The 14,482-nt window shown below is 41.6% G+C and carries 11 protein-coding genes; 5 read left to right on the top strand and 6 right to left on the bottom strand.

Annotated features, from left to right (window positions below; all coding sequences use genetic code 11):
* Positions 1-229: 229 nt before the first annotated feature.
* Entirely contained in the window at positions 230-1,639 is a 1,410-nt protein-coding gene (gene eat, locus BFG52_RS13075) for an ethanolamine permease (RefSeq protein ID WP_067557068.1), read from the bottom strand.
* A 190-nt stretch (positions 1,640-1,829) separates the two neighbouring features.
* On the opposite strand from eat, the gene BFG52_RS13080 reads away from it, so the two are divergent.
* Positions 1,830-2,831 carry a phosphotransferase enzyme family protein gene (locus tag BFG52_RS13080; RefSeq protein ID WP_067557071.1) on the top strand — a complete coding sequence of 334 codons (1,002 nt, stop codon included), beginning with the start codon at positions 1,830-1,832 and terminating at the stop codon, positions 2,829-2,831.
* 559 nt (positions 2,832-3,390) lie between these two features.
* Complete coding sequence (gene qhpR / locus BFG52_RS13090) at positions 3,391-4,431, top strand: AraC-like transcriptional regulator QhpR (protein ID WP_067557077.1); 1,041 nt, start codon at positions 3,391-3,393, stop codon at positions 4,429-4,431.
* Positions 4,432-4,691: 260 nt separating this feature from the next.
* On the opposite strand, the gene BFG52_RS13095 is transcribed toward qhpR, so the two are convergent.
* The gene (locus BFG52_RS13095; protein WP_067557080.1) at positions 4,692-6,035 is read right to left on the bottom strand and encodes an aspartate aminotransferase family protein; all 1,344 of its coding nucleotides are present in this window, start codon (positions 6,033-6,035) and stop codon (positions 4,692-4,694) included.
* 394 nt (positions 6,036-6,429) lie between these two features.
* On the opposite strand from BFG52_RS13095, the gene BFG52_RS13100 reads away from it, so the two are divergent.
* Positions 6,430-7,206, top strand: coding sequence for a DeoR/GlpR family DNA-binding transcription regulator (locus BFG52_RS13100; protein ID WP_067557083.1), 777 nt, complete (start codon positions 6,430-6,432; stop codon positions 7,204-7,206).
* A 15-nt stretch (positions 7,207-7,221) separates the two neighbouring features.
* On the opposite strand, the gene BFG52_RS13105 is transcribed toward BFG52_RS13100, so the two are convergent.
* From BFG52_RS13105 to BFG52_RS13115, 3 genes are all read right to left on the bottom strand, one after another.
* On the bottom strand, positions 7,222-7,623 hold the full coding sequence (locus BFG52_RS13105; protein WP_067557086.1) for a DUF1090 domain-containing protein: 402 nt from the start codon (positions 7,621-7,623) through the stop codon (positions 7,222-7,224).
* 453 nt (positions 7,624-8,076) lie between these two features.
* Positions 8,077-9,342: a capsule biosynthesis protein gene (locus tag BFG52_RS13110; RefSeq protein WP_067557089.1), complete on the bottom strand. Its 1,266-nt coding sequence runs from the start codon at positions 9,340-9,342 to the stop codon at positions 8,077-8,079.
* Between the two features lies 1 nt (position 9,343).
* Complete coding sequence (locus tag BFG52_RS13115) at positions 9,344-11,380, bottom strand: capsular polysaccharide biosynthesis protein (protein ID WP_067557092.1); 2,037 nt, start codon at positions 11,378-11,380, stop codon at positions 9,344-9,346.
* Between the two features lie 203 nt (positions 11,381-11,583).
* On the opposite strand from BFG52_RS13115, the gene BFG52_RS13120 reads away from it, so the two are divergent.
* Together BFG52_RS13120 and BFG52_RS13125 are read left to right on the top strand one after the other, a co-directional pair.
* Positions 11,584-12,615, top strand: coding sequence for a CgeB family protein (locus tag BFG52_RS13120; RefSeq protein ID WP_067557095.1), 1,032 nt, complete (start codon positions 11,584-11,586; stop codon positions 12,613-12,615).
* Between the two features lie 17 nt (positions 12,616-12,632).
* Positions 12,633-13,604, top strand: a complete 972-nt coding sequence (locus BFG52_RS13125; RefSeq protein ID WP_228703751.1) for a galactosyltransferase-related protein — start codon at positions 12,633-12,635, stop codon at positions 13,602-13,604.
* A gap of 5 nt (positions 13,605-13,609) precedes the next feature.
* Here the strand turns inward: BFG52_RS13125 and BFG52_RS13130 are convergent, their stop codons facing one another.
* Positions 13,610-14,329 (bottom strand): DUF6270 domain-containing protein, encoded by a 720-nt coding sequence (locus BFG52_RS13130; RefSeq protein ID WP_067557101.1) that lies wholly within the window; start codon positions 14,327-14,329, stop codon positions 13,610-13,612.
* Positions 14,330-14,482: the final 153 nt, after the last annotated feature.

The following is a 14,482-nucleotide window of genomic DNA, read 5'->3' on the forward strand; positions in this document are numbered from 1 at the left end:
ATGCTATAGCGCACTATCAAACCATTCAGCATAAAACGATTCAACATAAAATCATTCCGCTTAAAATCATTCCGCGATACACATACTGACTGATCGCTGCTCGAAGTCCAATTGTCGAAGTCTGATTGTCTAAGTCAAATTATTTACTGTCCGATTGCCTCATCCTGTGCCAATCGGACAGTGCCATACTCAAAACATCAAACAGATAACACATGCAAATATAAGCAGCTTATTGATCATCAATTCGTGCAAACTCTTGTTCCGGAGTCCCGGCAACCAAATGATGACGACTATAAACCAGAAAATACACAATAAACACGCCATAAATCACAGCTGCCAATAACCAAACTTTTGGATTGACCATCAACCCAGCCACTACCGCAATTGCCGCCAATAGCAATGCCACACTAGAAGTTAAAACCCCGCCAGGTGTGCGATAAGGGCGTGCCAAATCAGGGCGTTTCCAACGTAACCGTATATGTGACAGCATCATCAGTACATAAGAAATAGTTGCACCAAAAACTGCCATTAAAATCAATAAATCACCTTCACCGGTCAAGGACAAAATAAAGCCAATCATCCCCGGGACAATAATGGCTAGCGTCGGTGCTTTGTTGCGGTTGGTCAAGGAAAGTTTTTGCGGTAAATAGCCCGCCCGAGACAAAGCGAAAATCTGCCGTGAATAGGCATAAATAATCGAAAAAAAACTTGCGACCAAACCAGCCAAGCCAACGAAATTGACAAAACTTGCTAAGGCGGTATGTTGCCCATAGACAATTTTTAAGGCGTCGACCAAGGGTGCGCCAGAGTTTTTAATCTGCTCAGCACCCGCAGCCCCAGCACTTAAAAACAAAATCAGCATGGCAAATGCAGCGAGAATCAACATCGCCCCAATTAAACCACGGGGCAAAGCCTGTGCTGGATTTTTGACTTCTTCTGCCGCCAAGGGCACGCCTTCAACCGCCAAAAAAAACCAGATCGCATAAGGTACCGCAGCCCAGATGCCTAAATACCCCATCGGTAAAAAGCTACTGGCACCTGTTTGCGTCCCTGCGGCAATATTAAAAAGATTCTTGCTGTCAAAATGTGGGAACATCGCGACAATAAAAACAAACAGTGCAATACAAGCGACCGAAGTGATGCCAAACATGATTTTTAATGCCTCACCTGCCCCCTTTAGATGAATCGTGATAAAAATCACATAGCACAACAAGTAAATAATCCAGCCTCCAATACCAAATAAAGACTCGCAATACGCCCCAATAAAAACCGCAATAGCCGCAGGTGCAATGGCGTACTCGATTAAAATCGCCGTGCCTGTGAGATAGCCACCCAAAGGGCCAAAAGCAATACGGGCAAAACTATAGCCGCCGCCAGCCGTTGGCAACATGGTCGACATTTCCGACATTGCCAAGCTCATACACAAATACATCAAGGCGACAATTGCCGTGGCAATAAACATACCGCCCCAACCACCTTGGGCTAAACCAAAATTCCATCCAGCAAAGTCCCCCGAGATTACATAAGACACCCCCAGCCCCACCAATAAGAGCCATCCCACAGCACCTTGTTTGAGCTGTCGTTTAGCAAAATAGTCACTGGAATCTGTTGCTTGTAGCTTAATTTCTGAAGATTTCATTTGATCTGTACATCCTATACAGCTAACCAGTCTTCATACTGCGCAAAAAAAAGTTCTAAGACTTGACTTTAAAATGCTGCAAAATCGTTTAGGGTCAAGTTGTTAATTTTCTTCTTGAATAAGATCAAAGTCATAGCTCGCGATTGGTGATATTGGATACGCGACAATTTATGAAGCATGGAGCATCGCTATGACTGTTGAACAAAATGAATTTTTAACGCAAACACAATTACGGCAATTGGCACAACAAGCTATGGCTTTATACCCAACGGATTATCAAGGTGAAATTCGCCTCCTGTGCCAATCTGAAAATGCCACTTTTCTCATTCGTACCGCCCAAAAACGCTATGCATTACGTATTCATCGACCGCACTATCATAGTTATCAAGATATCGTCAGTGAGCTGGATTGGCTCAATGCCTTGAGCCAATCGGGTATTGCAGTCCCACAAGCCATTTTAAGTCGTGACGGTGAACGGGTTATTCGTCTGCATCTCGGTCAGGACATCGAACGCTATGCTGTATTATTTCATTGGATTGAAGGCAGCATGCCCACTGTCGATGTTAGCCCAGTCGCCTTTGAACAATTGGGTGAAATCACCTGCCGCCTGCATCAACACAGTAAGCAATGGCAGGCGCCGCAGCAGTTTAAACGAATCGTTTGGAATCATGAGACCATGCTCAGCCCACAAGGACATTGGGGCGATTGGCGTCATGCGCCACACTTAAAAGCTGAAGACCATGTGGTGATCGAAGAAGCCATCGCAGAGATTGCACGGCGCTTAACACAATTTGGTCAGTCGGCAGATCGCTATGGTTTAATTCATGCTGATCTACGCCTTACCAATTTACTGCTCAATCAACAGCACATTGGTGTGATTGATTTTGATGATTGTGGTATGGGCTGGTTTATGCATGACTTGGCTGCCGCCATTAGTTTTAATGAGCATCTGGCTGCAGCACCCGATTGGGTCGAGCATTGGCTAAAAGGCTATGAACGCATTGGGCATATTGATGATGCCGAATATGACATGCTGCCCAGCTTTATCATGCAAAGACGCATTCAAATGATGGCCTGGAATGGTTCACATGCACAAACTGAAATGGCGCAAAGTCTTGGCGATCAATGGAGCAATGAAACTGTACGTTTGTGCAAAAAATACTTAGACAAGCAAATGCCAATCGGTGTATAACAAAACGCTGTCAGTACATTATGGGCTGGGAGCTGTGGCAACAATGGACGCCCAGCCTCAGCCCAAGTCGACACCCGTCACACAGGGAGGGCGTGCTATTTTTACAGATCATATGTGCCTAAACATCGTGTTTATGCACATTGTTTTAGATGCTGTTTGACAGATTTTAGCCCTGTTATTTTCATTCATGGAGATGATGCTCAATAACAGAATAATCATTTAGATTGCACAGATGCTTATGGATAAGCCACCACGACCCAGAACACCGCGTTGTTCAGCCAAAATCATCAACAAAGCTTTGTCATCACGACTTGGTCATCTTGTAAACATTGCTTTGTCATAATATCGGCCACAGCAACATCATGGATGATGAAGAAGAACCGAATGATCGCCAACCGCATCACCTCAGCTCTACATCCATGCCCCAACGTGACATCTTCAGGTCTTGCTACAGCCAGTCCAACACGCTGCACAGCTCGGTTCAGACGGAGTTGGCAACTTATCCATGTGGTATGCATCTTGCTCTAAGGATTTCACCAAAACAATAATAGGTGTCCGTATGATCCACATCAATTTGGCGCATGGGCAAGCAGATAATATGCTAATGAGTAATCAAGGGGTACTCTCCGCCGCTGCCGCAGGCTTGAGTGATTTTATGCAGCAACAAGGAGCCGATGTCGATCGCGTGTTTGGCTATAGCGGCATCAATCCTGAAGCGCTAATCAGCCCAACCCTCAGTCTGGCATTGCCCAACTATTGCACCGTTTTAGAACAAGCCGCACAACAATCAGGTTGTGATAATTTTGGTTTGTATTATGGGCAACAGTTTCACCCCAAATCCTTGGGGCTAATTGGCTATATTGCACTTTGCTCAGCCACACTCGAAGATGCGCTCAAACACATGAGTCGCTATTTTTATCTTCACCAAAAAGACACGCTCACACGCATGGTTGACTTAGGGGATGCTTGGCGTATTGACTATCAAATACAACATGGCGCCATTCTCACCCGACGGCAAGATGCAGAGCTCACGCTCGGGATGTTTATCAATGTGATTCGCGAAGTGCTTGGACCGCACTACGCCCCCCGAGCGATCCACTTTGAACATACCCGCCCAGAGGCTTGGCAAGAACACAGTAAGCTGTTTCATGCAACCGTCTATTTTGAACAACCTTATAATTCCATTATTGTCGCCAAACAAGACTTACAACATCGCATGCCCATGCAAGATCCCATGCTGTTAAATGTCATGTTAGAAAGCTTGCATTTACTCAACTTAGAACGACCACAACAAAGCTTGAGCAACCAAGTCCGTAGCCATATCCAATTGCAGCTCAGTCAGGGCGAACCGAGCTTAGAAAAAATTGCCGCCGATCTTGGACTCAGTGCCGGTATGCTCACGCGACGCCTTAAAGCTGAAGGCAGCAGCTTCAGTGCCTTACTCGACGCTGTGCGCTATGAGCTTGCCAATTATTATATACAACAAAAAAATATTGCTATTTCTGAGATGGCATTTCTATTGGGCTATTCTGAACTAAGTGCATTTTCACGCGCCTTTAAACGCTGGCATGGCGTCAATCCTCGGCAACTACGCCACTAGTCCAACACCACCAATACGCCATCTTTTTTCATCACATCCAGCCAATAGCAGTGTATTTACCAGCTGCTCTTGGTGATTTTTTTCACATGGAACCATAGATGGATCAGGATAACTTAGCAGCGCTTTCAATCGAGAGCCTCAAAAAAAAACACCGTATATCACATCAAGGATATACAGTGTGCGGATTACAAGATCCCAAGGAGATTTCAACGATTTAGCGTATTGCCATAGAGCGTATGTGATACACCGCTCGAGGCAATTTATTTTTTCAGGGTGCTCAGTGCTTGATCCAATGCACCCACCAACCAATCAATATCTTGTGCTTGGAAAGCCAAGGGTGGACGTAGCTTCAATACATTGCCATATGGACCAGCAACCGAGGTCAATACCCGATGCTGATTACGAAGTTCCTCAATCAAATCAAGTGCCAACTGTTTATCAGGCGTTTTCAATACAGGATCTGACACCAACTCAAACCCAATAAACAAACCAGCCCCGCGCACATCGCCAATACAATCATGCTTTGCCATCAATGCTTGCAATTCAGCCAAGAGCAATTGCCCCATTTTTTGGCTATGTGCTTGCAACTGTTCTTGCTCAATCACATCCAAAACGGCTTGTGCAGCAGCCATCGCCACAGGATTCCCCCCAAAGGTATTGAAATAAGGAATATGGTCACTAAAAGACGCCATCACAGCACTTTTGGCCAATAAACCAGACACCGGAATACCATTGCCCATCGGTTTACCAGTGGTAATGATATCGGGCACAATGCCATGTCGCGCAAAGCCCCAAAAGGCATCCCCCGTGCGTGCAAAACCCGGTTGCACTTCATCGGCAATAAACACCCCACCATTGGCATGAACCACATCTACAGCCTTCTTCAAAAAGCCGATCGGATTGGGCATCACACCATCGGATGAGAAAATTGAATCGGCAAGAAAACCAGCAAATTTAATACCATGTGCTTGCATATCATCAATTTGACGTTGAATCTGTGCAGCAAACCAATCCCCCAAATCGCCATTTTGGTGACGATAATCATCGGGGGCTGGTACCAAGCGCGTGGTGCTGGCAAGTCCTTGTCCCGTCCCCAATGCAGGTGAACATCCCGAGGTCAAATCACTGGTGCCATGATAAGCTTCTTGCGACACAATAATACCCGTCCCACCGCTATAGCTACGCGCCATGCGAATCGCCAGATCATTGGCTTCTGAGCCTGTACACATATACATGGCACGATCAACTTCGGCAGGCGCGGTCGCCAATAAACGTTCGCTATAATCCAAAATAGTTTCATGTAAATAACGGGTATGGGTATTGAGCTGTTGCATTTGTTGATGTACTGCATCAATCACTGCCGGATGACAATGACCTATACTGGCGACATTGTTATAAGCATCTAGATATTTATTGCCATCGGCATCCCATAAATACTGGCCTTGACCTTTGACCAAATGTACTGGATTTCGATAAAACAAACGATAAGACTCACCTAAAACACGGCTACGTTTATCGGTTAGACGACGGGTTTCAGCATCCAATGCTGATGCATGTTCTGCTCTAAAGCTATTGGTATCCATAATGGTCGAACGTGTTGCCATATCTGTTACTCCTTGGGCATCAAGCTACACCTTTGCTGATCTGATGCATGTGGTTTGGGCTATTTCCTATCTCGACTGCCTTGCGTACATCATTTGCATCAATCCCCTCGCATATTTGCCCTCGACTCGATTGGTTGATGTATCGATGGCTGTGCTGGCGTTTAATCATTGTCACATTGAGCACGTACTGCATTCATATTGGTTTAGAAAATTGACACAGCGGCTTCCTGCCTCACCGTGGTCAATTTTCATGCTTTAAGCATAATCTGCTTTTTTAAAAAATACAACAAAATACACAAATACTTTTATTTACACATTTGCTTTCGTATTTCATTTGGCTTTATGATGCCTAAAGTCAGATTTGACAGAATGATTTTGCTGAGGAATCTAAGGCATGTTGCAACAAGAACGACTCCATCGCATACAAGCGTTATTACAACAGCGCCATAACATCACCACAGAACGGGTCATGGCGGAACTGAATATTTCACGCGAAACCGCGCGGCGTGATTTTATAGAATTGGAAGCGCAAGGCATTGCCAAACGTGTGCATGGCGGTCTGGTCAGCACCACCCAAATTGCCACTGAAGCCCCCCTACAAATACGTCATGGTCAATATGCCAAAGAAAAACGCGCCATTGCGCGCTGTGCGGTCCAGCAATTATCCGCTGGGCAGACGGTGTTTATCGATGCCGGCAGCACCACGGCCATCTTGGCAGAGGAACTGAGAACCCTGTCAGGTCTGACCATTATCAGCAATAGCTTGCAGGTTATCCTCAACCTAAGCATGGGCAATGAGCAAGATTATCTCAATCACGAATTGATTTTATTGGGTGGGCGTGTACAGCAACGCATGCAAAGTCAGGGTGAGCAAGTCATTAGAGAAATCGAACGTTATCAAGCAGATCTCTGTATGCTTTCGCCTGTAGGACTCGACTTAGAGCAGGGAGCAAGTAGTTATTATTTAGAAGAAGCCAATATTGCAGCAGCCATGCGACAACACAGTCGTGACTGTATGCTTCTCATGGACCATAGTAAGCTCAATGTCCACAGTCGGGTCAACTATGCCCGACTGGATCAGATCAGTGCTTTGATTACCGATGTCGGCAGTCAAAAACTGGCGAATTTTGCAGATTATCAAACACAGCTCAAACAGGTCATTTTGGCCTAAGCGCTAGCATCAACATCAAAGTTGATCAATTTGCTGTTGTAGCTTTTGGATCTCAAACTGCTTATCGCGAATTTTACGCTGGTATTTGCCGACTTTATTAAAATCACCTTTGCTGCGTGCTTTGTCAATATTGCCTTGCAACTTAGTGATTTCAGCTTGTTTTTCTTGTTGTTTGGCTTGGAGTTTAGCGACTTGATCCGCTTGATCTTGCTGTAGCTGTTGATCCGTGCAATGTTGCTCGACTTGGCTTAAAGCACGTTGCAAGCCAGCAAGCCGTTGACTATTGCCATGTTGTTGAGCATAAGTGATTTGGGTTTGAATATTCTGCCGCTTTTCCTGACAGCTTTGTGCTGCCCACAATGGACTACTCAACACACAGCCCAGCACGATGCATAACCCTTGTTTGACCTGAAGCATCTAAAACTCTCCTCATGCAAGATATCGTTTGGCTCAACTACGCGATGTAGACATCATCCTGATCATTGCGGATCATCATGACAGTGCAATGCAATGCACAATCGCGCGCTCATTTCTTTTTCACAATACAACAAACTGAAACTTATAAAATTTTTACAGCGCATAGGCATACTAGCACAGCGCTTGTATTTCTCAAGTTTAGCCGTTGTTTCGGCACCATAATGCTACATCACATTCAAGAAAGCTTCATGATTGCACGGACACTTCTCTGTCAGTCAAAGCCAAAACCGCATAACTCATCAAGCGCTTGTTGCGCATTGCCATATTGTTCTAGATTGCATGCTTATGCTAAAGACGACAGCAAGACAAACTAGCATGAACTCAAATCAAAAAAGACCTCCATGGAGGTCTCAAATGCACTAAGCGCTAAGCAATAGTCAATTAAGAAATAAATTAAGATGCACTTTTATTGTTGATATTGTTTAAAAAACACGGCTTTTGACTCATGATCACTTGACGATCATATCGCTGCATCCAAGGAGATAAGCCATAATATGCCCCATTCAACTGGGAATATTCAATCAAGCTATAGCGAAAAAAATGAAAATAGCCAGCATCCACTGCTGTAGGTTGCATCCAGAATTGATCCAATGCATGTTGACAGGTTAAACGTGGCAAGTCATATAATGCCCGCCCCAACACCTTCACTGGGATCTCATGATATAACGCTTGTATACCCGTCGTACTATTAATCGTTACCATACCGCGACTATTTTTCAATAAAGTCGGCAAATGAATATCACAGAAATAATGCACTCGTCCGCTGATGCCATACTGTGCGGCACAGCGCTGAATTAACACAGCATAATTGCGATAACCACGATCCATTGGATGATGTTTTAACACCAGATGATGTTCTGCATCGGCATAATCACTAAAAGACCGAATCACTTTTTCAATATAGCTTTCCATTTTTTTCAGATCACTGTGGACACGAATCTGAAAATCATTATGCACTTGCAAGGCAAAAACAAAATATTGCTTAGCATGTTGTTGTAAAAAGCCTTGAAAGCGTCGCGGTTCCAAAAAATAATTTTTCAAACGCCGATAGCCCGAGATCAACCAATAATATAATTCTTGATCAGGACGCATACCACGGTGATGTTTATAGTGCGGAAAATACCAACTAGCTAAAATCCACATCAAATAATAAACAAATGCGCAGCACAACATTTTACGATAGCTATTATGTACCACATCATAATGCACAGCAGGGCGAGCTTCTCCAGTTTCGGCTTGCGCGGCTAAATACTGTTTAAAATTGGAAAAGAAATTAACCCCATCTTGCTCAAAAGTAATGTAGTTCGGTCGTATATAGCCTTCTTCACAAGCAAAAAAACCAATGCCTAATTTCAAAGAAACTTCACGCGCGATTCGATGATACTTCCGACAATCCCCAAAACACAGCAGCGCATCAATCTGATGCGCATTGATAAAATCTTGTAACCACAGATTAAAGTCACCGACCCGACCACGAAAATTATAGGCATTCTGACATTGGTGATGAAACCACCAATCTCCACCATTAAAATTTACTTTAAAAGTCTCAATCTGATGCTGTTCGAGCCATTGGGCCAACTGATTGAAGTAATCTCCCATTGGTCCTTGCAGTAATAATACTTTTTTTGATGATAAAAGTTCATCAAGATGCACAGACATACTAATTAAGCTTTCCTATTCTCAAACGCCGCATCGTGGTAAAAAGCTTGGCTAGCCATGATTTTTTGCGCGCGATGGGGTTTAACCTTTCTTGCTGTAAATAATCAATAACTTGCTCCACCCCTACACGCGGTATACACATATGATCTGCTACAGGTAAGTTATATACCGAGTAGTCTATTAAAGTGATATAAACCAATTCTTCTAAGCTCAATTGACGCTGACGTCGCTGGCATACATGACGATCATGTGTTAATCCCCATCCTGCATAAAATGGTAAACCATAGCAACACACAGTTACACCACGTAACAAAGCTTCAAAGCCAGTTAACGAGCTAATAGTATGTATTTCATCACATATTTTAAAACAGTCAATAATTGAAGCAAACAATTCTATACAATTTGCATATTGTAGCACTATATTGTCAGAAAGTTGCCCTTTTCTAAGCCCAGCATGCACATCGGGGTGCGGTTTATAAATAATATAAGCATCAGGATGATCTTGGCGTACTTGCTGCAATAAGCTTAGATTCGTCTTGATGTCTACGCCACCGAGTTGCACAGAAAGATCATCATCAACCTGACCAATCACCAATAAGACACGTTGTGAAGTTGCTGGACGTAATAAGCTTTTGTTTTGTCCAACATTGTATTTGGAAATCCCGGTTTGCTTGATTGTTGCAATTAATGCGCGCGCACGTTGTAACTGTGCTGCATCCAACTGCGCCTGATTAAGTTGCTGTTCCAAACTCGATGGCTGTGTCGCATCATAGTAAATGCCAAGTTCATCAAACACCAAAGCATAAGGTCGAATCAACGCAGCACCTAAGCCCAAGGAGCGAATAAAACCATCTTCTACCGTACATACCTTGCTATAGCCTTGTGCTTTCAAGGCTTTGGCTTTTTTCCCCCAAGCCACGATCTGCTGTGTTTTTTTCGGTTTTAAAAAACAATGGAATCGCACCTGAGTCTGCGGAAAAGCCAGATATGCCCGTATAAATTCACGCTTCCAACGACTAAAACCATAGGCTTGTAAGGCTGAAGGCAAAGTCGTTTGGGCTTGAATATTGGGGATTAAAATCGCTAAGATCTGTTCGAGTGTGCAAGGTTGCCCAGTAATGGGAGACACATAACGCGCATACTGCAGATATGCGCAATCGAAAAGCTGCGCCAGACTCCGCGCTTGTTGGCGTCGCCCCTTTAAAATATGTAAGGGGGCATGTTGATCATCTGTCAGCCCCCATGCGGCATACCAGGGTACCCCAAAGCAATGTACCGTCTTCTCACAGAGTAAAGCTTCAAAGCCCAACTGTGAACTCACCACATAGACTTCATCCATTGCTTGCAATAGGGCAAAGGGATTGTAGTTAGCCGTTAAGGTTTGAATGCGCGGATGTTGTAAATCTTGTGCTTGGAAATGTCCTTGGGCACGTCCAGCCAAAACATCGGGATGGGTTTTTACCCAAATCACTGCATCTGGATGGTCCTGTAAGGCCTGTTGTAACATGTACTGAAAAGTTGCTGGACGCGCCCCCGCATAATGGATCGACTGATCTCCAAAGGTTTGATCCACCACTAAAATATTTTTTTGACCCGCAAATAGCGCGGCATGAAAGGCTTCAAATTTTTGATTATATTTGGTAATACCATAGCTTTTAATCGTTGCGATGGCTGACAAGGCTCGAGGCGCGTCATGCTGTTGCATCTGAGCAATCAATTGTTCTAAATCAGATGTTTGTAAGGCATCAAAATAAATACCACGCCGATCCATTACCAAAGACAAGGCGGGATACCCCGCCTTCCCTAGACCTAGGGAACGGATAAAACCATCTTCGAGGCAAATACAGTCAAGACCATACTGTGCGGCATAGCGCTGCGCACGAAAAAAACTGGCTTTGCGTCCCCAGCCAGCAATTTCACGATGTTGTTTTAAGCGTTTCTTTCTAAGCAAATAATTGTTGGTCCATAAATCGCAACGATCATTGAGTAGCCCCTTAAGGCTAGCTGATTGTGCTATTTTTCTTGAACTAACCAACATAAAGCAAATACCACCATGAAATTTATCGCATTTTAGCAAAAAATTTACTACTATTATAAAAAGTCCGCTCTAAATTTTTTTATGCTTCATGCACTAACACTTTAAATTAAATGATTAGGTAACTAGATTTTTATTGACTAAACTAGCGTGTCTTATCCGTTACATTAAGCTCCATATCTTTCAAATTCAACTGTAAGTGATCCATGATTTTCACCTTTAAAACTAAGCCTCAATTCAATATTCTATCTATCTTAGATCATTTTACAGAGCAAGCTTTAAGCTTAGAGCCCCATGTTAATTTAATTCCAGCAAAAACAAGGTTTAGACCATTATTTAGCACTAAAATAGACATGTTATTGGTTGAGTCGACGTGGCTTGGAAATCAAGGTCATTGGCAATATCAAGTTGCAAGCTATCCTGAACATCCACAACGTAATAATATTAAACTCAAAAAACTAATCGATTGGGCAAAGAACAAAGGCATACCTACCGTTTTTTGGAATAAAGAAGACCCTTTTCATTTTGAACAATTCATAGCGTCTGCTTCTTTATTTGACTATATCTTCACCACCGATAAAAATATGATCAACCATTATAAAAAAAGGCTCAATCATACCCATATTTATAGTCTTATGTTTCCAATACAACCTAAAATTCATTATGCAACCCCACTCATAAATATCAAGCATAAATCCAGTATCTTCATTGGAAGTTACATAAAACACATGCATAGTGAAAGGCAACAATGGCAAGATACATATTTTCCAATAGCGGCTCAATATGGTGGTTTAACCATCGTCGATCGTCATGCACAGAACACTCATGAACACTACCAATTTCCACAATTAGCCAATACCACCTACTTGGCTCAAGTGCCATATGAGCAAACAGGACATTTATATCGGCAATACCAACAAGCATTAAATGTGAATACGATTACAGATTCACCCACTATGTTTTCGCGACGTTTACTTGAAATCATGGCATGCGGTCGACTGGCAATCAGTAATCCTTGTTTAGCCATAAACGAACATTTTAAAGCGTGTTGCGAAGTGATAGAAAACCAACAACAGGCACAACAGCTATTTAAGCAATTAGAATATGGCTATCTACCCGAACAAGTGGAAAAAATAAATTACGCATGCCACTACGTGCAACAAAATTTTAATGTACAGTCTTGGCTACAACAGATTCTACGTACGTGTAATATCGATCACCCTTATTTAACACTTTAAAGTGACAGGACATTATTTTGACTGCTCTACCCAATGACCTTGACCTAAGTATCATCATACCAATCGATTTTAATCGTCGTGCATGGAATATTTATCAACATTGTAAGTTACTTAAAACGCAACTCAATCATCATAATGTACAGGTCATTTTAGGTTGTGTACCACAACCAGCTTTTTGGTATAAACGTTTAATTAATCTATTTAAAGATAGCCCCAATATTCATATCGTACAGACCAACACCCAGTCTAGTCATCTATCTGAATTACGCAATCAAGCACTGCAACAGGTCACTACAACATATGTCATGTTTTTAGACATTGATATCTATTGTTCTTTTGCACAAATACAGCAAAGTTATCTTGATGTGTTGGCGCATCCCCAGCAGATTTGCATGTACCCATGTTTATATCTGAGTGCCAAAGGCAGTAAAAAAATCAATCGACTCAAACCTAATGATTTTAAAAAAGCATATTTTCATTTTAAACGTGATTTAATTTTACATTTAGCGTTCCCCTCTTCCATCATTATCTGTGACATGCAAAGTGTTCAAAAGATTAATGGCTTTGATCCAGCTTATATTGGACATGGATATGAGGATTTTGATTTTATGCTGCGATTATTCCATCATAAAGAGTTACTCAGTTATAGCCCTGAAATCTTAATCGATGAGCCCTATCGTGCGCCACTCATGAGCAGAGGCTTCCGTGCAATGATGGCTGAAATACAATTAGAACAACTATTAGAAGACAATTATTTTATTCATCTATACCATAAAAAAAATAAACAAGAACGCTATTATCAAAAACGTAATAACAATCAAGCTTATTTTTTAGAAAAATTTCAGCATTTAATCAATACAGAATCAACACTAGATCGTGCTCCCCCCTATTTGCTACAACAGTTTTTTCAATTACTCAAAGAAAAACAGCATAATCGCTTGGATTATGCTGTACTTTGGGCTGAGTTAGAGGGGCATTGGTTGAGGTGAGAAACTTAAGTAATACTTTTAATGACATAATGATAGTAGTCATCTATAAAATGAAATGGAGAAACTCCCCATTTATGATCAGACTTTGCGATTATCAAATCTAAAGGAATCTCTATAAATTGATCTTTTTTAAGATATCTCTCCAAATATAAATACATTTGTTCTAACTTTTCATTTTCTTGAAGAACTTGTTCATCACTAATATTTTCAATTTTACTGCCACTATCTAATTCATTTGTCCAAAAAGTTCTCTGCAACTTAATAGTATTAATAGTTCCTTTTTCGTCTAGTATACTAAAAAAATTATCAACTCCCTGTTTCCATAAATCAAAAAACTTATCACTATGTGTATTTATTAAACTTTTAGGCTTAATTTTTGTTTTTAAAAATTCGTTTGAACGCGTTACCAACTGATTATTATCTAATAGTGCTAAATGAAAACGTTCATCTATTAAGTCCATCAACAAAACATCATATTCAGAACTAACTATAGATTTTAAAATTGAATGTTGTAAATCATATTCAACAATACGCTTTTGAAACTTAGATTCAATGTTATTTAAAGAAGTTATAAAACTATTACTGGCTACTGGATTAGTATAGTTAAGAGTAGCTAAAGAGCTTCTTGCAAAATAATTAATTAATGAATATTCTCTATTAGATATAAATTCCAAAGAGTCTCTAGAAACACAACTACCATATATTAATATACTCAAATTTTTCATAATTTAGCCTTTAAACGAAACTTAAATGTAATAGCTACAAACGAATTTTATAGCGTAAATTAATAATCCTCGGTCAAAAAATTAATTCCAGAATAATAATCAACCGACCCATTAAAATAGATCTTAAGGGAAAAAGGAGCGATAATAAACTCT

It is taken from the genome of Acinetobacter larvae, from assembly GCF_001704115.1.
Lineage (GTDB): Bacteria > Pseudomonadota > Gammaproteobacteria > Pseudomonadales > Moraxellaceae > Acinetobacter > Acinetobacter larvae.